Origin of the sequence: Methylorubrum subtropicum (genome assembly GCF_038442325.1) — a bacterium.
In the GTDB taxonomy this organism is placed as follows: domain Bacteria; phylum Pseudomonadota; class Alphaproteobacteria; order Rhizobiales; family Beijerinckiaceae; genus Methylobacterium; species Methylobacterium subtropicum.
The window spans coordinates 1-25,602 of sequence record NZ_JBBXMW010000035.1 but is presented as its reverse complement, the minus strand read 5'-3'; the positions used below and the strand labels follow the sequence as shown (position 1 = coordinate 25,602).

General features: G+C 59.9%; 21 protein-coding genes, 1 tRNA gene and 1 pseudogene. 9 read left to right on the top strand and 14 right to left on the bottom strand.

Annotated features, from left to right (window positions below; genetic code table 11):
- Both AAHG03_RS26110 and AAHG03_RS26105 read left to right on the top strand, forming a co-directional pair.
- A pseudogene (locus AAHG03_RS26110) lies at nt 1-94 on the top strand (IS5/IS1182 family transposase); the annotation flags it as partial.
- Nucleotides 95-150: 56 nt separating this feature from the next.
- A complete protein-coding gene (locus AAHG03_RS26105; RefSeq protein ID WP_342154612.1) occupies nt 151-648 on the top strand; it encodes a response regulator in 498 nt (165 codons plus the stop codon).
- A 244-nt stretch (nt 649-892) separates the two neighbouring features.
- Here AAHG03_RS26105 and AAHG03_RS26100 read toward each other — a convergent pair whose 3' ends face one another.
- A complete protein-coding gene (locus AAHG03_RS26100; protein ID WP_342154610.1) occupies nt 893-1,195 on the bottom strand; it encodes a helix-turn-helix domain-containing protein in 303 nt (100 codons plus the stop codon).
- A 94-nt stretch (nt 1,196-1,289) separates the two neighbouring features.
- On the opposite strand from AAHG03_RS26100, the gene AAHG03_RS26095 reads away from it, so the two are divergent.
- The 4 genes from AAHG03_RS26095 (at nt 1,290) to AAHG03_RS26080 (ending at nt 4,730) form a co-directional block, all read left to right on the top strand.
- Nucleotides 1,290-1,547, top strand: coding sequence for a hypothetical protein (locus AAHG03_RS26095; RefSeq protein ID WP_342154608.1), 258 nt, complete (start codon nt 1,290-1,292; stop codon nt 1,545-1,547).
- An 843-nt stretch (nt 1,548-2,390) separates the two neighbouring features.
- Nucleotides 2,391-3,338 carry a toll/interleukin-1 receptor domain-containing protein gene (locus tag AAHG03_RS26090; RefSeq protein ID WP_342154606.1) on the top strand — a complete coding sequence of 316 codons (948 nt, stop codon included), beginning with the start codon at nt 2,391-2,393 and terminating at the stop codon, nt 3,336-3,338.
- 8 nt (nt 3,339-3,346) lie between these two features.
- Nucleotides 3,347-3,871: a TIR domain-containing protein gene (locus tag AAHG03_RS26085; RefSeq protein WP_342154604.1), complete on the top strand. Its 525-nt coding sequence runs from the start codon at nt 3,347-3,349 to the stop codon at nt 3,869-3,871.
- On the top strand, nt 3,864-4,730 hold the full coding sequence (locus AAHG03_RS26080; RefSeq protein WP_342154602.1) for a DUF4231 domain-containing protein: 867 nt from the start codon (nt 3,864-3,866) through the stop codon (nt 4,728-4,730). The genes AAHG03_RS26085 and AAHG03_RS26080 overlap by 8 nt, the downstream gene beginning before the upstream one ends.
- A gap of 280 nt (nt 4,731-5,010) precedes the next feature.
- Here AAHG03_RS26080 and AAHG03_RS26075 read toward each other — a convergent pair whose 3' ends face one another.
- The 13 genes from AAHG03_RS26075 to AAHG03_RS26015 all read right to left on the bottom strand — a co-directional run bounded on the left by AAHG03_RS26075 (nt 5,011) and on the right by AAHG03_RS26015 (nt 21,968).
- A complete protein-coding gene (locus tag AAHG03_RS26075; protein WP_342154600.1) occupies nt 5,011-5,463 on the bottom strand; it encodes a hypothetical protein in 453 nt (150 codons plus the stop codon).
- A gap of 47 nt (nt 5,464-5,510) precedes the next feature.
- Nucleotides 5,511-5,744 carry a hypothetical protein gene (locus tag AAHG03_RS26070; RefSeq protein WP_342154598.1) on the bottom strand — a complete coding sequence of 78 codons (234 nt, stop codon included), beginning with the start codon at nt 5,742-5,744 and terminating at the stop codon, nt 5,511-5,513.
- Nucleotides 5,745-7,137: 1,393 nt separating this feature from the next.
- Nucleotides 7,138-8,613, bottom strand: a complete 1,476-nt coding sequence (locus AAHG03_RS26065) for a hypothetical protein (protein WP_342154596.1) — start codon at nt 8,611-8,613, stop codon at nt 7,138-7,140.
- Nucleotides 8,614-9,212: 599 nt separating this feature from the next.
- Nucleotides 9,213-11,534, bottom strand: a complete 2,322-nt coding sequence (locus AAHG03_RS26060; RefSeq protein WP_342154594.1) for a P-loop ATPase, Sll1717 family — start codon at nt 11,532-11,534, stop codon at nt 9,213-9,215.
- A gap of 126 nt (nt 11,535-11,660) precedes the next feature.
- Nucleotides 11,661-12,263, bottom strand: a complete 603-nt coding sequence (locus AAHG03_RS26055) for a recombinase family protein (protein ID WP_342154592.1) — start codon at nt 12,261-12,263, stop codon at nt 11,661-11,663.
- 126 nt (nt 12,264-12,389) lie between these two features.
- Entirely contained in the window at nt 12,390-12,857 is a 468-nt protein-coding gene (locus tag AAHG03_RS26050; RefSeq protein WP_342154590.1) for a hypothetical protein, read from the bottom strand.
- A 204-nt stretch (nt 12,858-13,061) separates the two neighbouring features.
- A complete protein-coding gene (locus tag AAHG03_RS26045) occupies nt 13,062-13,364 on the bottom strand; it encodes a hypothetical protein (RefSeq protein WP_342154588.1) in 303 nt (100 codons plus the stop codon).
- 8 nt (nt 13,365-13,372) lie between these two features.
- Entirely contained in the window at nt 13,373-13,684 is a 312-nt protein-coding gene (locus tag AAHG03_RS26040; RefSeq protein WP_342154586.1) for a hypothetical protein, read from the bottom strand.
- An 855-nt stretch (nt 13,685-14,539) separates the two neighbouring features.
- Nucleotides 14,540-14,959 carry a hypothetical protein gene (locus AAHG03_RS26035; protein WP_342154584.1) on the bottom strand — a complete coding sequence of 140 codons (420 nt, stop codon included), beginning with the start codon at nt 14,957-14,959 and terminating at the stop codon, nt 14,540-14,542.
- Between the two features lie 4 nt (nt 14,960-14,963).
- Complete coding sequence (locus AAHG03_RS26030; protein ID WP_342154583.1) at nt 14,964-15,161, bottom strand: hypothetical protein; 198 nt, start codon at nt 15,159-15,161, stop codon at nt 14,964-14,966.
- A gap of 217 nt (nt 15,162-15,378) precedes the next feature.
- On the bottom strand, nt 15,379-19,950 hold the full coding sequence (locus tag AAHG03_RS26025) for a phage tail tip lysozyme (protein WP_342154582.1): 4,572 nt from the start codon (nt 19,948-19,950) through the stop codon (nt 15,379-15,381).
- A gap of 76 nt (nt 19,951-20,026) precedes the next feature.
- Nucleotides 20,027-21,808 carry a DUF6538 domain-containing protein gene (locus AAHG03_RS26020; RefSeq protein WP_342154580.1) on the bottom strand — a complete coding sequence of 594 codons (1,782 nt, stop codon included), beginning with the start codon at nt 21,806-21,808 and terminating at the stop codon, nt 20,027-20,029.
- An 84-nt stretch (nt 21,809-21,892) separates the two neighbouring features.
- Nucleotides 21,893-21,968 (bottom strand) — tRNA-Ile (locus tag AAHG03_RS26015).
- Between the two features lie 388 nt (nt 21,969-22,356).
- Between AAHG03_RS26015 and AAHG03_RS26010 the strand changes: the two genes are divergently transcribed.
- The 3 genes from AAHG03_RS26010 (at nt 22,357) to AAHG03_RS26000 (ending at nt 25,304) form a co-directional block, all read left to right on the top strand.
- Nucleotides 22,357-22,836 (top strand): hypothetical protein, encoded by a 480-nt coding sequence (locus AAHG03_RS26010; protein WP_342154578.1) that lies wholly within the window; start codon nt 22,357-22,359, stop codon nt 22,834-22,836.
- A 250-nt stretch (nt 22,837-23,086) separates the two neighbouring features.
- Complete coding sequence (locus AAHG03_RS26005) at nt 23,087-24,049, top strand: hypothetical protein (protein WP_342154576.1); 963 nt, start codon at nt 23,087-23,089, stop codon at nt 24,047-24,049.
- A gap of 145 nt (nt 24,050-24,194) precedes the next feature.
- Nucleotides 24,195-25,304, top strand: a complete 1,110-nt coding sequence (locus tag AAHG03_RS26000) for a DUF4062 domain-containing protein (protein ID WP_342154575.1) — start codon at nt 24,195-24,197, stop codon at nt 25,302-25,304.
- Nucleotides 25,305-25,602: the final 298 nt, after the last annotated feature.

The window sequence follows — 25,602 nt, the reverse complement described above, 5'->3', positions numbered from 1 at the left end:
CCGTGCGGTCGCGACCCGATACGACAAGGACCCGGAAAACTTCCTTGCCAGCGTCAAGCTCGCCGCCGTCCGCATCTGGCTTCGGATTTTATGAGTCCGCGACCTAGAGCATCGGCCCGAAAGGTGGGAACCGGCTTTCGGAAAGAGCCGATGCGGCACAACAACCTAGAGCGCGTTCCGACGAAGCGGGCACCGGTCCGTCGCAAGAAAGCAAAGCCGGTTCTCACCTTTCGAGCCGAGGCTCCAGGGATGCCGCAGACCATCACTATCGTGAACGACGATCCCGTCTGGATCGCGCACATCTCGGAGGTGGCGACGCGCATCGCCGTCGAGGTCGCCCTCGACATCGTCCGCAATGCCGAAGGCTTCGCGGCCCGCCTGACGGGCCCCCAGCCCTCGGCGCTGGTGACGGACCTGTCCCTGCCCTGGGACAGCGGGTTCACGATCGCCCGACGCTGCCGCGACGCGGGCTTCGCATGCCCGCTCATCATGTTGACGGCGGTCGGCGACGAGGAATGCGCGGTGAACGCCCTGAAGCTGGGCTTCCACGACTACATCTCCACGGCCAGTTCCTGGCAGCCGCTGCTCGTCCGAGCCCTCGAATCCGCCCTCATGGGCGTGCCGAGCCCCATCAGCGAAGGCGCCTGACATCTTCGCGCGAACAGGACGATGCTCGATCCGTCGGTCGGGCTGAACGCGACGCCCGCACCGACGGCACCGGGCGATGATGCATCGAAAAATGGTGGGCCCGGCAGGATGGGAACCCGCCTAAAAAACTTTGATGTAAATCAATGCGTTGGCGGTACTGCAACTGGATTTTGTGTAGCATCTGCGTGGCACGCTGTGAAGCCGTGAGCGTGTCGGTAAAACGTGTTGCACCGGCTATCCGTCATCATGCGGCCAGTGTTCCCTTCTCTTGCATTTGCACGCCGACAAGGCCCTGACCGTCGCTCACAAGATGCACGCCTGCTGCTTCGAGGGCGCGCACGATGGCGGCAAGGTTGTTTCCGATAGGCGTTGAACGGCCCGTCTCGAAGTTCCGGACCGTGCTGAGACCGACGGAGGCTGCTTGAGCCAGATCGGCCTGAGACCAGTCGAGCAATCCGCGAGCGGCCCGGCATTGTGAGGCGGTCAGCATGAGTAGGCACCATGTTTCATTTGGTTCACCATAACTAAAATCGTTTGACAGCGCCATATGTAACGAATATCGTTATCTAAGACGAAATAAGTTGCATCAGGTCGCTATGGCTGCTCGCCGCACCCTCTCTTGGTCCTCCGCCCTTCGCGACATGCGCAACGACCGCCAGCCGAACCCGCCCGGCTTCCTTGGCTCCCGCGCCCGCATCGAAATGGCCGTCCGTGTCGGCCGCGCTTCTCTGGTTACGGCGGATGGCACCTTCGACCGTGCCGGCATCATGGCTGCCGCTGCTGCTGCCGCGAAAGCCCATCAGCTTCAGTACGGCTCGACCTGGGCCTTAGCGATGTCCGTTTCGCTCAAAGCTGCGTGGCAGCACGCGAAGGCCCTCCGCTCACGCTTCGCGCACTGATCTTGTCCGGCCCGACTGTTGCCCATCGGCGCCGAACCGTGCCCCACGCCACCACCATCGACCCACCGCTGAGGACTACCTGCCCAAGTTCGGGATCGTGCATTTGGCGAGTGGACGGCTTCGGCGCCGTTCTCCGCCATCGGGATAGGGGTCTCCGGTCGTCCTACTCGGTTTGGGCATTGACGCGTCTGAAGCCCCTAATCCTCGCCCTTCTTTGCGGCTCGCTGTCTTGCGCCCATGCGCAGACGCAGACGCCGGCTGCGGTGCCAAACGATGCTCTGCTTTGCTCCTGGGGAAGTGAGAACGAGGCGTGCCGCGGCGGGCCCGGTGACGACGCTGTAACGGACCGGGCCTGCGAGCGCCGAGAGCGCGTCAGCGCGCAACTGAGATCGCGGGGACTCTGCTACGGACGCGAGGGCGAGCCCGGCTCTCGCTCTACGTGGCACCGCTGCGGGCGTCGCTCGATTGGCAGTTAGGCCTACCAGGGCCAAGCCCCTGTCAGCTTGACCCTGTGAAGGGTCGCTCAGGATGGGATTCTTCCCATGAGCACCACTCGCCGAGCGACCGCTAACAGCTCAGTGCGGACATCGCGCCCCAGATTTCTGCACAGGCTAACCTATTGTAGTCTCAGCACCTTTTGTGCCGTTCATAAATCTTGATTTTTGCACAAACGCCAAAAACCAAGCGCGATTGCGGCTACCACGCTCTAGCTGTCGCACACCATAGGGAGGCACAAGACGACTCGTACGACTAGCTAGCAAACCAGACAGAAATCGTGTATCGCGAATTTATGCACATTGCAGAACTTTTCGTGCCTGCAAAAATAGCGCCTGGTGCAACGCCGTGAAGATATTCATCAGTCATAGCGATAAAGATCAAGCTATCTTTCAGACGTTATGCCTAGTTCTGGATGCAGAAAAAATCGATAGGTGGAATACTTCTGTTATGTCGGCGGGGGATTCGCTTTCCGAGCAGCTCCAAAGGGCAATTTCAGAATGCCAAATGTGTGTGTTTATCGCTACACGTAGATCAATAGAGTCTCAGTGGTGTCTGGCGGAAGTAGGAGCATTTTGGGGTTCAGGAAAAAACGTGACACTCTTTATGGTTGACCCTGATTTGGATGACTCCGTCCTGCCCCCCCAATTCAAGGGAAGTCTTCGCGTTTCAAAGCCTCAAGATTTAATAGATCAGATAAAGCAGAAATTTATAAAAGAAACGAACATATTGAATGCTATTCCTAACAGTGTATGCAAAAGAATACTCAGTAGAAAGCAGTTATATATAGAAAGCCGTATTCTGATCGAGAACTCTAACACGATACATGATACAACCTGGGGGCGTCGATCTGAAGACATGAGCCTTGAAGAAAAGGCAGAACGAGAGTCCTACAGGGCATCAATCGGGAAATTCCTTGCAGAAGGAAAAAGTTATCGCGAACTATTGACTGCGGAGAAACGGATTGAATACCTACAAGACTCCCTGATGATGAAGGAAAAATTTCCAAGTTTTCAATGCAGAGTATTAGGTCTTGATATATCAACATTAGCTATTATGGACTTGATAATAGCAGATAGGAATCGTGTTCTGTTTGCGCACGTATCCTCAGACGATCCAACTGCTAGTGTAAAATATTTAGTGGTTCACTCTGAACCGCTCGCAGAATTGTTCTTGCAATTTTACTCTGATGCTTGGCGTATTTCTCAGAACCTCACCGATTATTGCAGAGAGCGTTCTATAGAAATGCGCACCGAACAGCTAGATAAAATCGACACAAATGAGTATGAATCGTAAATAATTCGATGCGCCGCACTTGGGAGCTTACTAACATGGGGTACAGAAATAAAACCTACGTCATTTTTGATGGCGACAAAGACATGTGGGCGTATGCTTATATGCTTGGATGGAGAAAAAACAAAAATATAGATTTCAACTTTTATGACGCTCACGACCTTAGAAAAATTCTGACGGCCACAAACGAAGATTATATAAAAGGCATCCTGCGCGAGAGGTTGAGCAATACAAAGCAAGCCATTGTTGTCATAGGGGATCTAACCAAGTCTCACTATAAATTTGTCAGATGGGAAATTGAGAATTGTTTGTCATTAAAAATTCCAATTGTTGCCGTAAATTTAAACAACAAAAGGTCGTTGGATAATAATCTTTGTCCACCTATTCTCAAGGGTACTCCTACCGTCCATGTCGCATTTGGGTCCAGAATTATCAAGCATGCCCTCGATAATTTTTGCGATGGGTTCTCAAAGTACAAAAATGACTCAGATTTATACTACAATGACAGCGTATATAAGGGCTTAGGCTATGAATGAAGCTGATTATCCCGCCTTATATCAATCGTCTAATGCTCAATCGGCGCAATCTCAAAACTGGTCGATATATGCGCTGCTTAGCAATTTCGCTTGCATAGTTATTTCATCCATTCTGTCTACAATAAATTACCCGTCGTCCATTTTCGCAATTTTTCAAACTGTTATCCTCCTAATCGGTTTATGCATTACTATATATTTAGCGATAGGGAAGCCTCAGCAGAGTTGGTATGGAACACGTGCGCTTGCGGAGTCAATAAAAACTATAACATGGAGATACATGACGCGAGCTGAGCCTTATAATGTGCCGGACGCTGATGCAGATCGAAATTTTTTAAGTAACTTAAAAGTTTTGGTTTCAACCAATCATCAGCTAACTTCCTCTACATTGCCAGTTTCTAACGCCGAAGAAATAACTAGTAAAATGCGAGAAATTCGAAATAATTCCCTTGTCGAACGTGTAAAATTATACATGGATAGCCGAGTTGAAGATCAGCGCAAATGGTATATATCGAAATCGTCATATAATAAAACAATGTCTCGGGTTTGGCTGAGTGTTATAATACTTGTTTACATTCTTCTGATTGGGTTCGCTGTTGCGCGTCCAGCTTTCCCTGATTATAGCTATTGGCCGACTGATGTACTATTGACGCTTGCTAGTAGTTTTCTTGCTTGGACACAGACTAAAAGATATCAAGAACTTGCAGCTTCTTATGCACTGACAGCACATGAAATTAGCTTATTAAAGGCTACAGCCATTACTCACTTTAGCGAGGAGCAGTTTTCTGTATTTGTAAGTGACGCCGAAAATGCTTTCTCCCGTGAACATACTCAGTGGCAAGCACGCCGGGATCACGAATAATTGGACGCAATGAGATTTTATGCGAACAGCCAATCGATCATCATCGCTGATCTCGTTGTCATAGCTTCTCCGCAGCTTTCGAGGCAGGGCGGTCGTTCCGGGAATTTTTTGGAAATGATTGCATCGGGTCGGAAGCAGTTCACCACATGGTCAAGCTCATTGGGCTCGGCCGCTAAGTCGCGAGACCCACCACGATCCCGGCGCAGAAAGCCGCTGCACTTATTAATATTGACCCTACTACGATGACAGAGAGGCCAAGGGAGTTTTCGAGCATTTGGGCTTACCTCACGGCAGTCAGGCGGCGACGCTGACGCACCGCGTCCACCGGAGCATTTTGCTGGGGGGGTGCGGCAAATGCCGTGGGTTGGTCAATTTGTTTGGAAGGGTGATCAATTTGATCTCTCCCACCCTTTTGGGTCAGTTCTTGCGCCGCCGAGGCAAGGGCTTGGCGCCCTGCGGGGGTGATCCCGAGGACGAGGCGTTGCGTGCGTCGCAAGTGGCGGGTTCTGACGAGTCCTTGGCCTTCGATGTCGTGAAGGCGCAGCCAGAGCTTCGTTTTCGGCTCCCCCACGATCCGACGAAGCAGCTCCAAGTCCGGGTGGACCCCCTTGCGGTTGAGCCTGTCGATCTCCGCCAGGAGCACCAAGCCGTCCACCCCTACGGGCGTGCGGTTGAGGGCGATGATTGCGGAGGCGAGGGCTTCGAAGCTGGTAATCGGTGAAACGTGTTGCACGGCTCGTCACCCCTGATCATTGCCGGAAGACAGGCGCTGCGCCGAGTTCAAGCGGCGTCGTTCAATCGGGACGGATGCAGGAGTGAATGCGTCGTCGCGGCGGCGGCTTGCATGCGTCGAAGGATTTCGGGTTCCTGCCGCACGCGCTGCTCCAGCACTGACCGAATGTAGGACGATCGTGTGGTGGAAACGCCAGCAATCGTGTTGTATTCAGCCACGACCCGGTCGATTTCGCTCAGAAGCTCAGCCGGAGCAGAGAAGGTTGAAAGTCGAGTGGTCATAGTCTGCCTCCATTTTCACTGGCGAGCATAGTTTATTTATAGCAGCGTGTCTACAATGCGTATTCCGAGGATGATTTGTGGGCGGCACAGTCATTTGCGCGAAAGCTACACCTCTTACTGGTTTGTATCCCTTGTAGGCGGCCGAGCTGCACTTGATGCCGAGCATCGCCACCAGCCCTATCCACGCAGACGAGAGCAAGCTTGACTATATCGCGGCTGCATGGGAACCCACTGGGGCAACTTGGAGATGCTGATGCGTGCGACCTGGGTTATCCTCTGCCTCGCGGCAGGAGGATGCGTTTCTGCACCCACTCCCAAGCAGCAGCCTCCCGGAGGATATGAAGCTCTGAAATTCAAATCGACGGTGTCACTTCGGGATCACTCTATCAACACCTATACATTCATGGCGGGCAGCACACTTATCTCGGATCGTGTTTCGCCTGCCGGGCAGGTCTATTGCGGCACCGCTTTCGTCAACGAGGCGCCGGCTATGGTCTGCGTCGGTTACGACGCAGGATCACTCACTTTGGGACCGGAGGACGGGGTAAAGCGTGTGACGCGTCCTGTAATGCCTGGGGCAATCGAGTTGACACGCATGCCCGTCTAATGGGCTAAGCAGCTTCTATCGTCTGTCGTACTTGCTCAGCTTCAAAGGGATTGACTTGTGCCCCGCCAAAATCGGGTGACGCCATTCGGCGCTTTTGAAGCCGATGCTGCCAGAGGCGATTTCATGGGCAACCGCGGCTGCCTTCACGACGCGAACGGCGTGCTCGGCGCTACCCGTTGGAACGGCAAAAGTTGGGTAATTTGCACCCTTACAAGCTATGGGCCGCCCCGCCCCATCATGAAGCCGGGCTATTACACTGAGCTGTTTTTCCTAGATGAGGCTGTCGCCTTGGCAGCAGGACATCGCCCTTGCGCTCAGTGCCGTCGAGGTGCCTTCAACGCATTCAAGCAAGCGTGGCAGCGTGCGTATGGATTGGATCGTCCACCTTTGGCGCCCGCTATCGATGAGGTGCTTCATGCCGCACGCGTAACACAGGATCAGCAACAGGTTCGCACCGCAGTCAGCCTGTCCGATGTCCCATCGGGGGCTTTCGTCAGCCCCAAGCAACGTTCAGATGAAGCGTGGCTGGTCTGGACTGATGGTATCTACAGATGTTCGCACGGCGGTTACGTGGCTCGCGAGGCTCGGAGCGAAACGGTTGTGCAACTACTCACGCCCGTTCCGATCTGCGCCGTGCTGGCAGCCGGGTATCGCCCCACATTGCATGAGACCGCGGAGCGGTTGTCTTCTACGGTCTCGGACATCACAGCGCACCCATGTTGAAGACGACGGCCGGGACGGTGCCGAAGCCGGGCTCGTTGTCGGCGGAGGGGGCGGGATCGGCACTCACTTCAGAAGCTCCGGATCGAAAGCGATGGGCTGGAGGACGGACATCTCCGGCGTCACGGTCGGGACCGGGATGCGCTCGTAGACGTTCTCGTGGGCGCGCGGGTGCGGGTTCTCCCGCGTGAAACGTGTTGCACCGGCTACGCGGTCGGCCGCCAGCTTGGCGATCCGCTTGTCCCGGTTGGCGCGGGCGGCCACCTCGTTGACTTCCCGCATCGTCTTCTCGGAGGCGTCGCGGGCGATGACGCGGGCAAGCGCCACGTCGATGGTGATGCCCTCACGCTTGGCAAGGGCGAAGGCCGCCTGCTTCTGCCCCGGCTCGGTGCCGCGGAACTTCAGCTCTTCCTGTTCGCCCCAGGCCTCCTGAAAATTGCGCAGAAACCGGGCCACGAACTCGATGCAGGGTAGGGCCGGCGGCGGGCTCTGGCGCATCCACGACAGCTTGGCCGCCAGGATCACGTCCCAGTTGCGGACGGACCATTCTAGGAAGTCGTGGACCCTATGCTCGTGACCCTTGAGCCAGTAGGCCTTCAGAGACTTTTTCAGCATCCCGCCGACCTTCTCCGACCAGCCGGGGCAGGGCGTGCCGAGGTACGTGTCGCCCCAGGCGCCGAGCCACGTGGTCGCGTAGGCCCGGACGTCGATCCGCTTGCGGGCCTCAGCGAGCCGGGCCTTGCGGGCTTCCCCAGCTGCCTTGATCGCGTCGGCGAGGTTGGTCCGCGGCTCGAACCGGGCAGGCTCCGCCGGAGGGGGGGCCGCGCAACGGGGGGAGGCATCAACCTTTCCGAAACCGGAACGGGGTAGGTTGAGGCTCGTACCGGGGGCCGTAGGCCTCTTTCGGATGCGAACTTCCGGGAGGACGACCGGGCGCGAAGCGACCGCGTCACAATCTTCCCCTTGAATGGTATCTTGGTTTGTAGGTTTCCCTATAGATGAGTGATCATTTTGACAGGCCCCGGTGATCAAATTGATCACCCCCTCCTGATCATTTTGATCACCCCCCGGAGCGTCCCATTCTTCGGGAACGTCCGCCTGCATATCCGCGGCCGGCTGGGCAGAGGCGTTCCGCCTCGAACGCGGGAGGTTCAGGGTCACGACGTTGCTCTCTTCAGCTTGGCCGGTGGCGGGGTTCCACGTCAGCACGACGGTAAAGCGCGTGCCGCGGGGATCGCGACAGGTGTGGATAAGTCCTTTGGCGGTGCAGCTCGCGATGGTCCGGCGGACGGTCGGTTCGGACAGGCCGGTGCCTGCCGTCCACATACCTCCGTCACGGTGGTTCGGAACGCCATTGATGAGCTGGGGTAGCGAGTAGGCCCCGGAGCGCTTGCCCCGGCTGACCGTGTTCGCCAGTAGCCACCCAATAAAGACGACTTCAGACGCCGACATATGCGGCGCCCAAACGGTCATAAGGGTAACAAAGGCCTGCTGCTTTTCGGGTAGTGTGAACTCGTGAAGGCGAACGCCTTCGTTCGGCATCCCATGTGCCGGCTCCATCTCTATCTTGCTCCGGGCAGGCAGGCCTCTGATGGGTCGCGACTCTGCTTGACGGTCGGAAAGTGGATTTAGCCGTGACATAAGGTGCCCCAAATCGGGCAAATGCCCTCTATGGGGGCTTATGACATGCTAATAAGTTTTTCGCAATCCATACTACTTGCACAATCCTTCGCCAACACATCTGGGTTCACAAAACGCAACGTGTGAAACTTGTTGCACTCGGAACTAGCTTGATTGAAGCTGGTGAGACATGTGCTCTTGCTCGTCCGACAGCTCCCGAGTGGCGAGCGATGGCGCTAGCGTGCAGAAGGCGATGAAGGCCGACACAGGTTCCTGTCCGAAGCTAGGCGGCAGCGGTTGTATCCCCAATAGACCGCTATGGCGGTGAGCCGGTGGGAACCCGCGCCTATCCTTCAGAGTTAGCTTTTCCACTTTGCAAGCCTGCAAGCCGATGCTAAGCACGGGCACCGCCAATCGCGACAGCTTGGCGACTCACGCCTACTTAGAGCGAGGCTGTTATGTAACTGCTCAGCGGTTTCCCGAGTTTCGCGAGTACAAACGGGCCGCTTGTTGCGGCCCTTTCAGTTTGACCTCAATGCGACATGCACAGCGGCGTTGGTAACAAAAAGCGCTTCTCCATTTGCGCTATTTATTTGTGCTTCAAGTCTTTTTATGTTGTAGTCATAGTCATAGATGAAATATTCGCGACCTGCATCATCAGCAAGTCCAATTATCCCATACCACAACAGTAAACGAAAGGCATTTTTTGCGTCGTCATCTGTTTTGCTAAATTTTCTGAGTCTTTCAATAATCTCGCCTCTGGTTAGGTACTGTGTAGCTCCAATCAAGGCATATAATATATCCTCAGACAGACCAGAAACGTCGCGAATTTCGTATCCAAAATCATCAATCAAATAATTTGCATGCTGGCGCACAGCGTCAGATAAATCTTCGGCAAGGACTTGATTGTGACCGCGATTTATTGCGTTAGCAATCGCATAATCGATTAGATTAATCAGAAACCTTGGACGCATTAAGCAGTGATCCACAAGGTAGTCGAACGAACTCAGATTATCTATTTCAGGGACAAAATATTTACTCCACAACTCGGCGAATGAAAGGCTTTTGTCATTGGGTGTCGTTTGTATTCTTTGGAATATTACTTGTCTCAATTTTAATCGATCGGTCCAATCAATTCGGACCTGTCCAGCCTTTTGCCTATCTGGCGTAGCTTCGACAAGCAATTCATAAATATCATTTCTTAAAAAAACGACTGACATAAATTCTCTGTCTGCATTGTGAAAATCACGACCAACCTTATCAAGGCTTTCTTTCAGAAGGCGGACCAATCTTATATCAAATGAGTGGACTCCATTCGCTGGCCATCCCTTGTCAATGTTATCAAACAAAAAGATGATGTTGCTCCTATTGGTCGTGTGCTCAGCAATCAAGCTACGGAATTTCTGTATACCTTCATTAAACACAATGTTAGTCAACTTTTGTGGTGAAATTTGTTCTTTACGAGCCTTTATACGTGCAATCTCCTGCAATAGAAGTGTCCCCAACTTATTTATTCGCGAGGTAAAATCTCCACTTTCCAAAACCTCAAAGCTCTCCAATACACCAGCAATAGAACGTGATGCTGACAGAGCCTTCCCGTCGTATTTTGCTTTGAGATCATAGCCCCCTTTTATAGCAAGCAAAACTTCAGAAATGATGACGAAATACCAAAATGATGCCAAAGTATGATCGAAGCCGCCAGCGTCGACTACTTTCAAAAGTTCTTCGCGAAATTGTGACAGTTGGTGTGACTCAGGCTTCAAATCTACTACAATACATGACCTATCTTCACGAAATGCATTGCGAACCATAAAGAAAATTGCAGTTTTCCCTGAACCTTTTCTCCCGGCAACGACGCTTACTTCGCCGCGAAGGGTTCGAAGGTATTCTGATGTCTCGACAAAGTAGTTATCCAGGGTTCGAAATTCGTTTTCTGCCGCGGAAGCACCAAGTGAAAGTTTCTGTAGCCCAGTCCGATCCTTTTTTGTCCGCTTCGCGCTTGAGCCCTGAAGGCCCAACATAGCACGAGCTGCGAAATCTTTCACTTGATCGTCAATTTGGTTCTCACTTCTAACGGTTTGTATGAAGTTCCGGTAGTCGGTTGGGGCCGGCTCAGTCTGACCTTCAGCCCTCAGTAGGACGCTTTCCCTGCCCAATCCATGGACTAGGCCAGCCAAAAACGCTGCTCTCAAATTATGGCGTACTGCGTCGTCAACATGGGGTAGTAGAACGGGAATAATCACACCAGCCGAAGCTGTGACATCTCCAATTATGGAAACGCTTACAAATCGCGGAGTTTCAACAGGATCAAAGCTTCTATAGAAAACTTTGTTGTTTTTGACAGCAGATACTATTGAATTTCGAAAGTCCGTTTTCCTGTATGTGTCCAAAACAAATATTGGCTGCCTTGAATTGATAGGGCGTGCATATAGATCAAGGAGCTTAACTTCAGTTGTGCTTTTCAATATGTCGGCTAATTGTTGAGAGTTTTCATATGTCTTGTAACCTATTGTGTCGAAAAATCCATCCCGCTGTATGTCAGCGGTAGCTCCTGCAAAAGACGCGTTGATAACGGGAGCAATTGATTTACCAAGACCGATTGCATATCCGGCTTCGTAGTATACATTTAGATTTGGCTTGGTAACATCGCAAATCAAGGCGTCTGCCTGCTCAATTTGAGCGCGCACCTCGTCGGGTATATTTGCCCCCCAAATGTCCATTTGTGGCCATATCGTGACAGATATGTCGGAATTACCTTCTAAAAGTTTGGCCGCAGCCCCAATAGTTTCAGCAAGGTCTGGCGGAAAACCCGCATACGCGAAGAAGGCTTGCCGTATGGCCATGTTTGTCACTCAGGGCGGATCAACCAATCGCTAGGTGTATGCGTAGCTTCGGCCTCGCTCAAGCGTGCGCGTCACGCGTGGAAGCCATTTGTATCGTTTGCGGTCTAACCCGTGCCTCGCCTGCACCTAGCCGCACACGGTGGGACTGGCAGCCGCAACGTTGCAACTTGATGCGTCAAGGGTAGCGGATGTCAGCGCGCGATGTACCGATCCTTTGCCGATCTTGAGGCGGGTCGCGATGGCACCCATCGAAAGCCCTTCGGCAGCGAGGGCGTGGACTTCGGCCGTTTTGGCGCGGGCCGTCGGCTTCCGGCCCCGGTACGCCCCCTCTGCCTTCGCCTTAGCGATGCCCTCGCGCTGCCGCTCCAGCATCATCTCCCGCTCGAACTGAGCCACGCCGCCGAGCACGTTCAGCATCAGCTTGCCGGTGGGGGTCGCGGTGTCCACGCCGAGGCTCAGGATGCGGAGCGCCACGCCTTTGGCCTCCAGTGTCTCAATGATCCTGCCGAGATGGACGACGCTGCGGGCGAGCCGGTCCAGCTTCGTGACCACGAGTGCATCACCTTCGCGGGCAAACTCCAGGGCCGCCTCAAGCTGCTTCCGCGGGGCGACTGACGAGACCTGTTCCCGGAACAGCTTTTCGCATCCGTGTGCCGCCAGCTCGCGAAGCTGCGCCTCGAAGCCGGCTTCCTGTTCCAGGGTCGAGGTGCGGGCGTAACCGATGAGCATGGGGTCGTTCCGGCCCAGTCGTTCCAATAGAGTTTAAGACATAGAACCATGACTCGTTCCAAAAATCAAAACCATTTTCGTGGAACTGCACAGGCGCGTGGGTGGAACGTTCCACTAGGGCAAGGTTCATTGGAACGAGCACGGCGCGCCGGCATCAGCGAGGGCGGTGCCCATCCCCGGCCGAGCCGTGTCGAGATCGACCCGTGCAGCATCGATCTCGGCGACGTCGCCAGCGAGCTGAGCCACGAGCAACCGTTCAAGGGCGAAGATGGGATCGCGCGGCGTCTCGGCCTCCCGCCAACCGGGATGCTGCTTCAGGCGTTCAGGGTCTACCAAGGCGTGGAACTGGAGAAGTCCACGCATCTCCCGGAGCGCGCGCACCGCAACAGGCAGGTCGCCGGACGTGACGGCAGCGGCGTAAACATGGGCGAGGCCGTCCGTCACCAGGGCAGCGTAATCTTGAAGAGCGCGAGTGCTTCCGGTGGCGCGGGCGAACAGACGGTCCAGAGCAGCCGCGGTGTCGATATCGCCGTCCGGCTGCTCTGGAGCTGCGTCCGGAGGTGGCGCCGAGGCGGCGGGAAGGTTGAAGGTCACGGATCGACCAAGGTGCCCCGCCCTATGCCGCTGAAGGGCCGACCGCGACGGGAGGCCGAACGCGTCAAGCACGTCGTCTAAAAATGCTCCACCCTGGAGAGCCGCATCGATCTCAGCACGTCGCGGGTGGGCGCATATCGAGCATGTCCGTCCCATAGCCCCCACCCGTCGTTTCGGTTTCGGTTTCGATTGATATCGATACGCTCACGCCGCGCCGAGCGGAGGCGCGGCGGCAGCGGACATGACAGAGCGGTCGAGTTCGGCTTCCGCCTTGGGGGTTAAGCCCTTCACGGCGGCCAGGGCCGGAGTGACGGCGACCAAGAGGCGTTGGACGAACATCGCCACCAGGGTCGTATGAACAGCGGGGTCCATGCCGCTGCGCTTCGTGATCTCTTCCATCGTCAGGCCGTCCCGCAGGAGGCCGGAGGCGGCGGCGATGCCGAGATCGGCCAAGAGTCCGTCGTCAGGGGAAGGCGCGAAGGGGTCGGAGGTGGGTAGGCCGAACATGGTAGGTCTCACTGCTTGGTGGGAAGGATGAAGGGAGCATCCGGGCCGTTGGCTTCGATCTGCGCCAGTACGGCGGCCTCCAGGGCCACGCTCTCTTCGGGGCTGGCGGACAGGACCGCGCCGAGAGCCGGGTCGAGCTTGGCGATGAAGCTCGTGGCGAAGGTCAGCCCATCGGCCCGGAGACGGCTGGCGGGAATGCCGGTCAGTTCCGCGGCCTCCGCGAGGGACTTGCCCTGCGACATGACGAGGTCGAGCAGCACCGCTCCGGTGATGGCGGACAGGCTCTCGCCTAACGAGCGCATGGCGCTGGGGGGCGTCATCGCGTTCAGAGCTGCCGGGGAGACAGTCGAGCCTGCGCCGCGGCGAGATCGGGGGAGTGGGCGCGTCGGACGTGTGCGGGGCATGGGAGACTCCTGGGTGCTCAGGCTTGGTCTGCGGACAAGCTCGCCGGCCACGTTGCCGGGCGGACGCGTCGGGGCATCGGCTGGGGGCTATCTGCCTCCGGGTCACAGAAGCGGCGGAGGTCGGACACAGCCGCAGAGGCGGCTTCGTAGGCGCAGTGCGCGGCGAGGTCCGGGGAGAGGCCGGCATAGCCTGCGGCATCGGTGAGGGTGGCGCCGGCCAGAAGCTCCCGGAGCACCACGCCTCCGCGAGATGCCTTCTCGGACTGCAAGGTAGCGATGGCCGGTAGGGATGACGACGTGTTCATTGTTTGTTCCAATCAGAATCGCGTTTTGGAGCCGTGAGGCGTGCCCAGAAGGCCTCGACAAGCGAACTGGGTAGCGTCGTCGGGAGGTGCTCGGGGGGCGGTAGGAGGTACGCCGGATCGAAGTTCGGATTAGAGAGGCGCGGAGGGTCACAGATGTTCTGGGTCTGGCGCTCGGCGAAGCGTCCCAGGCTGTGTGCCAGGGCAGCCGGAAACGTCCCATCGTGTTCTTCGATCAAGTCAAGGACGCCAAAGTAGAGACCGACGGCCGACCAAAAGTCGGATAGGTACTCTACGCGAGCGATCCGCCGTTGCATGGCCCGCAACGCTAACTCACCGCGCGGTGACTGCGCGCGAAGGGCAATGGCGTGAGAGGCGTGGCCGCGTGCGAGAGCACGGGCAGCCGCCACAATGTCGAGCACCGGACGCCCTGCGAACTGGCGCTCGACTACGTGGAGGCAGGCCGAGTTCACTGGCGTCGGCCGTGCTGGAAGTCCCAGGCATCGCCGGGGAGCAGGCCTTCGTTGCCCCACTGGCCGGCGAAGACGCGCACCGCGTTCGCCTTCATTAGTTCCGACCGGATCACGACGGCCCTCTCGAAGCTCACACCCGCCATTTTGGCGATGTCGTAGGCGTCCACGCGAAGCGGCTCACCGGTTCGCTCGTGGTGGGAGACAATGTCGGTGAGGACGCGGGTGGCGTCTTCCTTGATTTTCCGCACCTCCGCGAACTTGGCGGCCCGCTCGGTGGTCGTCAGCTCGACTGGAGCTGCCTTCTTCGCGACGGTGCCACCGGAGAACAGGTTCAGATGGGGCCCACGAGTGCCGGGCTCCGCGCCCTTCTGCCTGGAGGTGTGCGCGGTCAGCGCAATGTCGGTGTCCTTGGTCATGGCCTTATTCCGGGATCGGCGTGCAACGTGTTGCACGGGGGAGGGAATGGTTCTCGACGTACGCGATGCACGCCGCGCGGATTACAGCGGCCCGCGTGACACGGGCGCCAAGCTTTTCAGAGGTTTGACGGGCCGCGACCGCGTCGATTTTTTCGAGCAACGGCGCAGGCGCGTGCAGCCGCACGATGCGGGACTTCGCCATTGTAGATTTCCAAGTTTTGATGCGGGGCCCGGCGCGTTCCACCGAGCCCCGCAGGAGGGCACTACTCTCCGTCGATGAGTAGTGCCCCCTTATGGCTCTACCCAGGCCACCCCTGCAAGCTATTTCTGTGGGCATCCCTCAGAAATGTTTTAGCGAATATTTGACGAAGGATTGTGAGAGGGGTATAGGCCAGTGGATCAACTCGAAATTACCGGACCTACCCCTTCATCATCTTGCGGAACATGCCGCCGGAGCGTGCCTGCTGGGTCATCACGTCGGCCACCTCCGCCCGGACCGCGGCACGCATCTCGCGCCCCATCATCTTGGCGTAGGCGTCGTCCTGCTGGGGATTGCCGGAAGAGCCTTCCACCCGGACGTTGATATCGCCGATGGTGATGTTGCCCCCGCCGCCCTCGCCGCCCGTGAAACCCGTTGCACGGATGCCGAAGTTGCCGTCCGACATCCGCACCGTCGGGAAGATCGCCTCTTCATCCTTGGCGATGATTGCGCGTTCCCGGCTCTTGAGCCCGCCGACGATCCCGCCCGTGTGGAACTTCGGCGCGCCGTCCCAGAGGCCAGGGGAGGCCGTCCGCTGGACACGGGCCGCCTGTCCGATGATGCCGCCCGTGTGGAGCCAGTCGGCCATATCCCCGACGTTCAGGTCGAAGCCGTCGCCGGCAAAGCCCTTGCCGATGTCGATGAGGCCGTTGGCGCCCATGGTGACGGAACCGCTGGCCTTGCTGGCGAGAGCCGACAGCGCCTCGAACAGGCTGTTGCCCGACTTCGAGACGTTGGCCGACACCTGTTCCAAGGCCTGCCCGACCTGATTTCCGCCGTTCGACAGGGTGGTGGAGATGCCGTCGGCGCCGCTGACGATGCCGAGCTTCGACTTCTCCAGGGCACCGCCCATCTGCGAGAACGACGTGTCCACGCTCTGCATCGACGCCTGCATCTGGTCGATCTGGTCGTTGAGCTTGCCCAGGCTTTCTTCGCTGAGGGTGACGCCCTCCAGGCTCAGGGTGCCGGTGCCGGCTCCGGGCTGGCCCACGCTGCCGAACTTGTTGGCGAAGCCCATGCGGGTGCCGAAGTCGGGAACCTGGGACAGGTCGCCGGCCCGCAGGGCATCGACGTAACCCTCCGGCCGCTCGAAGCGGATGCCGGCCTTCACCCCGTCCGCGAGGGTCGAAGACGAGCGCAGCATGTTGAGCGACGCCTTCTCCGTGGTCAGGAGTTCGCCGCGGATGAAGTCGATTTGCTGGTCGGCCGACGGGCTGGAGCCATACTGCCGGAACAGCTCGGCCTTGCGAGGGCCAAGAGCTTGGATCAGGCCGTAGGCGCCGCTCGTCTCATTGACGGCCCCCGGCCGGAAACCGCTCTCCCGCTGGACGTTGCCGAGGAAGCCGGCCACGCCCGCGTCGGTCGCCCCCAAGCCCTTCAGCATGGTCGTGAGCTTGGACGGGATGTCGCCGAAGCTCGACGCCGCGTCGGTCGCCGCGGACGAGAGCTGCACCACGCCGCTGGCCGCCGCGTTCGCCGCGTTGCCGAGACCGGCACCTATCCCGGTGGAAGCTGCGCTGGCCGCCACGCCTCCGCCCACGGCCTTGCTGGCACCCATGCCGAGTGCCGACAACACCTGAGCCCCGAACGACGTGCCCGCGCCCGTGCCGCCCTGCCCATCGCCGAAGACGGACGACAGGAGCGTGCGGAAGAGCTGACGCGAGGCGAAGCGCATCAGGTCCGACGAGATGCTGTCGAGCATCGAGCGGAAGCCGTCCTTCCCGGTCCGCACCGTGTCCACGAAGCCGTCGGACAGGTTGTTGAACATCGAGCCGAACATGCGCTCGCTCTCGTCGGCGACGCGCGCAGTGCTCTCGATGTAGCCGTCCACGGCCCGCTTGAAGCCGGTGCCGACGGTCTGTCGGGCCTGCTCTGCCCGCTTCAGCGCGTCGTATTCCTTGCCATAGGCGTCCACCATGCCCTGGACGTTCGACACACCAGCCCGGCGCGCGGCGTTCTCGATGTCGAGTAGGCGGGACGCGCGCTCGCGTGCTCCACCCGACAGGTCAAGTAGACGCGCCTCGCCCTGAAGACTCAAGATGCGGTCGCGCAGCTCGTTGTTCTGGAACTTGACGTCGAGGTTGCCGATGTCCTGTTGGCGGAGGGCTTCGTTCTTCCGCATGGCCGCGTGCAGGCCTTCGACTGCCTGCGCGTTGTCCTTCTGAGCCTGCACCTGTTCCTTCAGCGAGCGGAGCTGCCGGTCGTATTTGATATTGATGCTCTCGACGGCCCGGTCACGGTCTACCAGCCCGTCAAGGCCGAGATCGCGCTCGGCGTCGCGGAGATCGCGCTGCGCCTGGGTCAAGCCGTTGATCGCGTCGCGGGCGCGCTGCATCGTGCGCTCCAGCTCGGCCTGCCGGTCCTCGAACTCGCCTTGCGAGATGACGCCGGCATCGAACGCGGCCTTTAGGTTCCGCTGGGCCATGCCAAGCTGGGTCGAGGCCTTGCCGACAGCGTCGGTAGCATCCGCCGCGGCCTTGAGCTGGGGCACGTTGGCGGCGAGCTGCTTCAGGTTCTCGACGTAGCCGGTGAAGGCCGTGTTGCCGTCGATGGGCATGGGCTTGGCAAGCGTGTCGGTCACGCCGGCTACGGCAGCCTGAGCCTGGGTCGCCGTGCCCTCCAGCACCTTCAGCGTAGCGGCGGCCTTCTCGAAGCCGTCCTGAGCCTTCCTGCCGGCCTCCGCCGCCTCGTTCAGCTCGCGAGCCGCATCGGCGAGGGTCGGACTCTTCTCGGCCTTGGTCGCAACCGCCTTCTGGAGCCCGTCGAAGTCGGCTTTGCCGTCGCGCACGGTCTTGCGGAAGGCCTCGACTTCCTCCCGGAACGGCATGAACCGCGCGGCGAGGCGAGAGCCGTCGGTCGCTTCGAAGGCGCCGGCCCCAATGGCGCTATTCAGGGACTTGGCCTGAGCCGCGATTTCGTCGGCAAAGCCTTTCGCGACACCCTGGACCTTGAGCTTGTCGCGGGCGCGCTCGGCCTCGGTCAGGTTCTTCACCGCATTGGCGGCTTCGTCGTAGTTCGACTTGAGCCGGTCCGTCACGCCGGCAAGCTCGGTGCCGTGGACGACGCTGTCCTTGGTCGAGGTCGCCCAAAAGGCGAGGGCCGTAGCCGCAGCGGTGATCGCGAACCCGATGGGGCCGCCGAACACGCGAAGGGCCGCGCTGAGGCCGTTGACGGCCACGTTGGCCGCGGTCGCCCCGACGACAACGCCGCGGGTCGCCACGCTGTAGACCGCGAGGGAGCCGGCAGCGGTCACAGCGGAAGAGCCGGCAGCGGCGAAGATGCCGGCCAGGGGGAGCAGCTTGAGCGCCACGAAGGCGGTCACGGCGAGCTGGACGTTGTTGGCGAGGAACGCCACCGCCTTGATCGCGGCCGATGCCGCGGTCGCAAATCCGGTGAGAGCCGTCTGGGCGGCCGAGATTGCTTCCGGGGTCTGGAGGGCCTTCAGGCCGTCGATGATCGCCTGTGCGACGCGCCTGGAGGCGCCGGAGGCCTCATCCGCCTTGCCGATGAAATCGGTGAAGGCGTTCTTGGCATTGGTGAAGGCCTTGCCGACCGTCAGGCCCATCCCCTTCGCCTCAGCCTCCAACTTCGGCCGCTGGTTCTGGAGCGCCTGGAAAACGGCTTCGGTCGTGAGCTTGCCCTGCTCGGCGTAGGAGCGGAGCGCGCCAATCGGGATGCCAATGGTGCCGGCGTCGTTCTTGAGGCCGTCGGCGATGGTCTGGGCGAGGCGGGGCGCCTGCTCCATGACCGAGTTGAGTTCTTCGCCGCGCAGCACGCCGGAGGCGAGGCCCTGGGAGAACTGATAGAGGGCCGCGTCGGCCGACTGGGCGTTGCCGCCGAAGATCGCGATGGACTTGCCGACCGCGTCCGTCACCTCCAGCACTTCGCGCTGGGACACACCGAGCGTGTTCGTCGCCTTGTTGAAGCGCGCGTAGAGCTGGACGGACGTGTCGAGGGAGGTGTGGTTGTTCTGTGCGGAGGCGTAGAGCGCTTCGTAGGCCTGCCGGAGGTTGGCCGTGCCGGTGGTGACGAGCTTGAGCTGGCCGATGATCTGCGTGTAGGCGTCCGCCATGGCGAGCACCTGACGGGCTCCGAAGGCGGAGACGGTCAGCGCCGCGACCGTGCGGAGCTGGTTCTGCATCGTGTCGAGGCGCGATTTCGTATCGGCGAGGCGGCGGTTGAAGTCGTCCTGAGCCGATCCGCTACCGCCTACGGGCGGGCCATTGCTTGCCGGGGGAGCGCCGGCCGAGCCGTTGCCACGGGGCGCGCGAGGCGGAGCCACACCCGACAAACCGGCCGCAGCCGCCGCGGCAACTGCGAACTGACCCGGAAGGGCCGCCAAGACACTCTGGAGGCTCATCAGGCGGGCGCGGTAGACCCCGAGGCCGCCGGAGGTGCGGAAAGCCCGGTCCAGGCCGTCCACGGCCTTCTCAATCGCCTTGAAGCCGGTGGAGCTGCCCGCCGCCGTGCCGATGGCCTTGGCGAAGGCTGCCACGTCGTTGGCCGCCTGCCCCAGCCCCTTCGCCGATACGGCCAGCCGCGAGACGGACCGGTCCGCCTGCCCGGCGGCCTGACCCATGCGCGCCGTCTGCACCTGAACGTCTTGGAGCTGCCGTGCAACTTGTTTCAACGTGGTGCCCTGGGCGGCCAAGTCCGCGTTAAGCTGGCGCATCGCCTCGCGAGCAAGGTTGCGCATCCGGACATTGAAGACGATTTCTCGATTGGTCGGCATGGCCGCATCCCCCAAATACCTTTATCAAAGGGGGTGCATGCATAGGGCAGTTAGTCAATAAGCAGGGCTATGCTCCCTATGTATTGACAAAGGATTGTGCATGCAAGAACGAGAGGGATAGGCCGGGGTAGGCAATTTTCGAGATGTCGTCGGAAAGCATCTTGGTGGGAAAGCCTCGGCCATAACCTGCATCGACGCCGGTATCGGCCCATCCGCCCAATGCGCGGCGTCGATCTTCTGGAACCCCTGCCTCGCGGAGCCGATCTGCCCAGCCGTGCCGGAAGGAATGAAAGCTGACGCCGCGCTCGGATATGTCTCTGCTGTCGAGGAACCTAGAGAACCACTTTTGAAACGCGTCCGAGAAGTATCCACGGGCATCCCGGCTAAGTTCTGGGAAAAGGCGCTCATCCCCGCGATGTCGGGCATCCGCGACGAAATTGAGAAAACCACAGGCAATAATCTCCGGATGAAGAGGAACGATCCGCGTCCCAGATTTGCTTTTCACGCGCTGGCCTGCCTCGCCTGCTCGAACCAGCACTACTGGAAAGCCATCCCTCTCAACTACATCCGTAGTCCGCATTTGGCATATCTCGTTCAGGCGCATCCCGTGCAAAAGCGAGATCAAAGGAACCCAAAATCTCGCGCGGCGGGGGCGAAGAGTGCCGACTTTGGCATAGCCCGCCTCATCATTTTGGCATCCGGTATATAGCGGAGCAGAGAAGATTGAATGAAGCTGCGCAGGACTGAAAGGTTCGCGCACTGTTTTTGACGTTTCTTCAATCGCTAATCCAGTCGATGGGTTCTTATCGATCCACTCCTCGCGGACGGCCCAATTGAATAGGGTGGCAATCTTGGTAAGGTGCGAGTTGATCGTCTGAGTGTTAAGCGGCGGCAGGCCCTTTTCCGCAGCGATCTCCGCCGCCTCCGCGAGGGTCTTTCCCGGGAAACGCTTCGTCGCATTGGGGGGAAGCGCTCTGAACAAGTCACGCATCCGCCGAGCATGCTCTCGGGTGATGCGGCGGACTTCGGTTTCGCCTCCGATCACCTCGCGTAGGGCAAGGAAGACCATACCGTAGTCCGCATCGGTTTTTCCGGTGCGACTACCCCGGCTAGGATCAGCGACAAAAGCTTTGACCAGCTCATCAAGGGTTCGCTGGGTAGCCCGAACACCAAGGGCTTGGGGCAATCGCTCAAAGCCAGAGTTGCGCGTGTCCGCCTCGCCAGTGATCTCCGCTACTCGATCCCGGTTCAGCGCGACCAGCCCGCGGCGAACGAGGATGGCAAGCTGCCGATACTGAGCCATCGATTGGTCGATCTGGGGCCGTCTGACACGCTTCTCGATCCTTCCCCGAGCTGGCTCCGGCGGAGCGCCGGCAGCTAGGAGGAGCTGATCGACCGTTCGGTGGACTGCCGGTTCGTAATCCTCCGGGTCAGGGCTGGAGAGAACGTCGCCCTCCGCCTTCAGCTCGCAGAGGACAGCGTCCCAGTCGATAAGTCGGGTTTCGACGGTTTCCCGCGAGGTGCGTGCAACACGTTGCACGGCGTGCTCGAACCATCGAAGGGCAAGTCCCTCGATCTCTCTAGGAGCCAGTTTTTCAAGGCGGCCGGACGCAAGCGAGCGCCGAAGAGTAGCCGTTTCAGTCAACTGCTGTCGGGCTGCCTCGAACTCACGTTCGCAGCGGGCTTGCTCAAGCCGAAACCGCGCCAGGGCGACCCGTCGTTCCTTCGTTTTGAGGCTGACGACGATGTGAGTCCGGCCTACCGCTTCGACCACGTCGAGCGGTACGCGCATCCGAAGATAGAACGTGCCATTTCGCTCTGTCAGGTTCGGTTGGTGCGCCACGTTTCCATCCGCCATGTGTCACAGTCCCGTGTCACAGATGCGCCTAGAAACTCGTTATATCTGAAAAGCTTGTTGTGCCAGCGGCACTTAGAAGAAGCGTGGTGGGCCCGGCAGGACTCGAACCTGCAACCAGACCGTTATGAGCGGTCGGCTCTAACCATTGAGCTACAGGCCCTACAGAGCGAAAACGCCTAGGGAAGCGATACCCGAACACCCCCGTCTCGTCACCCCAGATTCCCTCTCATTCCCGTCCATTCTCGTGCCCTAGAACAAGAGAGCAACATCATCCCTTGTCCCAACGTCCCGCGATGATCGGCGCGGTAACGAACCCCTGCAGCCATTACCGTACCGGTGGACCTCGGTTGTCGCTGGCGGATGTCGGCATCATGGCGACCTGTGGCACCTTCGGAGTTCAGGCCTTCCACGCATGCAGGGTCGTCCGCGGTGACCTGAGCACGGTCATGGAGCCATCCTTTCGCCCTTCCCTTTGCCTCGGACGGAACGCCGGGCAGTAGCGCGCCCTTGCACCTGAGGGGCACGTTCCACGCGAAAGGGCAGGCACGATGCAGGCATACGCAACCTCGTTCGGCATCGGCTTCACGACGGGCATGCGCAGCATGACGGCATGCGCCGCGCTGACCTGGGCCGCCTCGGAAGGGCGCACCCGCGGCGAACTGATCCCGGACGGCACCGGCGCCCGCACCCTCGCTACCGCGGCGGCACTGGCCGAAATGGCGGGTGACAAGATGCCGTTCGCTCCCGACCGTCGCATCCCGCCTTCCTTCGCTTTCCGCCTGGCAATCGGTGCGGTCGGTGGGTGGGCGTTGGCCGGCCGCCATGCGTCACCCGAGGTGGGAGCTTTGATAGGGGTGGCCGGTGCGGTTGCGGGTACGATGCTTGGCCGCTCTGCACGGGGGCCGGACTCACAAACGACTTCCGGACGCGCCCGTGGCCTTGTGGAGGATGCCGTCGCGGTCGGACTGGCGACGTTGGTAGTCGCTTCAGCCGACCGCCATCGCAGAGCTTTCCCACCGGTCCGTTGAGCAACCAGTTCGCCATGGACGGCTGAACCAGCGGCTTACGGCATGCAACGCAGATGATGCCGCATCCAGCAAGGCCATTCCGACAACAGCCAGCCTCTCAAGGAGGAACGCCCGATGCCGCGCGTACGCTTCGGGCATGCCGGATGGCACAGGAATGAACGCTTCAACGCGAAACCTGTGTCCGCGCGCGAAGTTTGAACCCAATCGCCAACTCGCTGGGGCCTTGCCGAGGGACACCATAGGTCGAACGATGACCGGGGCGACGGAGCAGTTCAGCGCGACCCAGCGGGAAGCCACCGATGGCAGGCCCGGAGCGATTGCGGCTTTCCCGTATGACCGGATGACAGTGGAGAGGTTCCGCGCGGCCTTCCCGCGCGCGCGGTGGCGTGACGACCTGGGTGCATGGTTCGTCCCGGGCACCTCTGCGGAGCGGCGCCTGAACGCCTGGTCGGGCCGCGAATGGTCGGGCGTTCTCGCCTACGCCGACGAGCGCGGCCGCGACGCATTCGCGTTCGAGCCGGTCACCAGCCCCTACCTGGAGGCTAGCGATGATCTGGTGGTGCGCACGCCCTATTCCCGGGATGTCGTCTCCGAGTTGCGGAAGGTGCCTTGGGCTCGCTGGGACCCGTCATCGAAGGCTTGGCACGTCCCGTTCCGGTCGTTGGAAGAATTGCGCCATCGTTGGCCGGATATCGAGGAGGCAGCCCGCCGGGCCGAACCGGAGGAAAGGCGAAAACGCGAAGCGAGCCGTAGGGAATCTCCTGAACACGCGGACAGGTTGGCCGAGGCCGCCGAACGTCGCCGCAAGCGGTACCCGGTGCCCGAGGACGCGCTGCCGCCGCTTGGGCAGGTTCTGATGACCCATGCGGGGTGCCTGGTATTGGAGGCAGTCTCCGGCGAGGTCGTCGATCCATCGGTCGCGGCCCGCTTCTACCCGAATGTGTCGGCCGGTGCCGGGACGTTGATCTGGGCCAGCAGCCGGAGGCCGACCCACGACGAACTCGTCCGGACTTGGCCCGCTAAAGAGGCGCCGCGTGAACCCGAGGTCGCGCGAGGCTGGTGGCAGCCGACCATCGAAGTTCTACGCGAGGAGCGACGCAAGGCGGCTTCTCAAGAGCGCGCACGGGCGACGCGTAAGTCGAGGACGGCATCCACCCCGCCGGTGTCACCGCTGGAGGCAGTGCCATCCGGACGCGTGCTGGGAACGGATTAGGAACATCTTGGTTCGAGACACGTTGGCTTGCCGGCGTGCGGTGGGCCTGCGCGACCCCTGGTCGGCAACGTGCCGGGCACCCCTTTACCGAAGCGACGGCCCACCCAGCCGGAGGCGATCCTCCGAAGCGTTGCAAGGGGCATCCGTGAAGGTCTTCATCAGTTCCTTGATCGGGGGCATGGGTCCCATCCGGGCGGCGGCGCGGGCCGCCGTCGTCGGCCTCGGTCACGAAGTCATCATGGCCGAGGACTTCGGCGCCCAGCCGACCTCGCCGCAGGTGGCCTGCCTCGAAGGCATCAGGCAGGCCGGCATCGTCGTGCTGATCCTGGGCAAGGACTACGGGGCCAAGCAGGCGTCCGGTCTGTCGGCGACCCACGAGGAATACAGGGAGGCGCGTCAGTCCCGTCCCGTGATCGCGTTCGTCCAGGAGGGCGTCGACCGGGACCCCGACGAGGCTGCGTTCGTGACCGAGGCCCAGGAATGGGTCGGCGGTCTCTTCCGTGGGGGCTTCACGACGCCCGAGGAACTGCAGGCCAAGATCGGGCGCGCGATCCACGAGGTCATGCTCTCCCGTGCCGCGGGACCGGTGGACGAGGGCAGTCTCGTCGAGCGGGCACTCGCGATGCTGCCCCAGGAACGGCGCGGCTACTCGTCGATGAGCCGCAACCTGAACGTCGCCTTCGCCTGCGGGCCAACACAGGCGATCCTCCGTCCCAGCCGTATCGAGGACCGAGCCCTTCACGAGGAGCTGTCGCAGGCTGCCATGTTCGGCCCGCTGCGCATCCTCGACCGGACCAAGGGCGTCAAGGAAGCGGTCGAGGACGGATCGCTCGTGATCCGCCAGGAGCGGGAGACTTCCTTCACCCTGACCCCTCAGGCCGACCTGCTCTTCGCGCTTCCGATCCCGCGGGCTGACGACATGATGGGCGGCGTGATCGAGGAAGACATCGCGGACATGCTGCGTCAGGCGCTGCGGTTCGCCGTTTCCGTCCTCGACAAGGTCGATCCAACGCAGAAGATCACCCACGTCGTGCCGGTCGCGTCCATCGGTGACGCGCAGATGCTAGCTTGGCGGACCCGGGCGGAGGCTGGGCGCAACCGCGGCATCATAAGCTACGGTATGGGTCGGGATGAGCCTGGCCCTGTCAGGCTGACGCCGGCCCTCCGGACGCGGTCGGCCCTCACCCACGACGCCGCCGACCTCGTCGAGGATTTCGTGACCCTGCTGCGCCGGGAGTACCGCAGCAACGCATAGTCGCAATATAGGAAAATACTATGAACATTTGCCTGCAACGAATTGTTGTCGATAGAAATAGTATCAGAAATGGAGGGCTAGATCTCTACCTCGGCCTGAGCAATATCGAATTAATAATTACAGATACTTTCCTTATAGAAATGGTGAAAAACGCAAAGGACTGGCCGCTTATGTCCGTCGTCAGATGATTTGAGACGGTTTGGGCTGCTCAGGAACGGAGGCTCTGGTCCATCTGGGTTGAGAGGTTAGGCGGCCTGCGCGTGATGGCGCAAGCGGCGATCGATGAGGGTCTGACGCT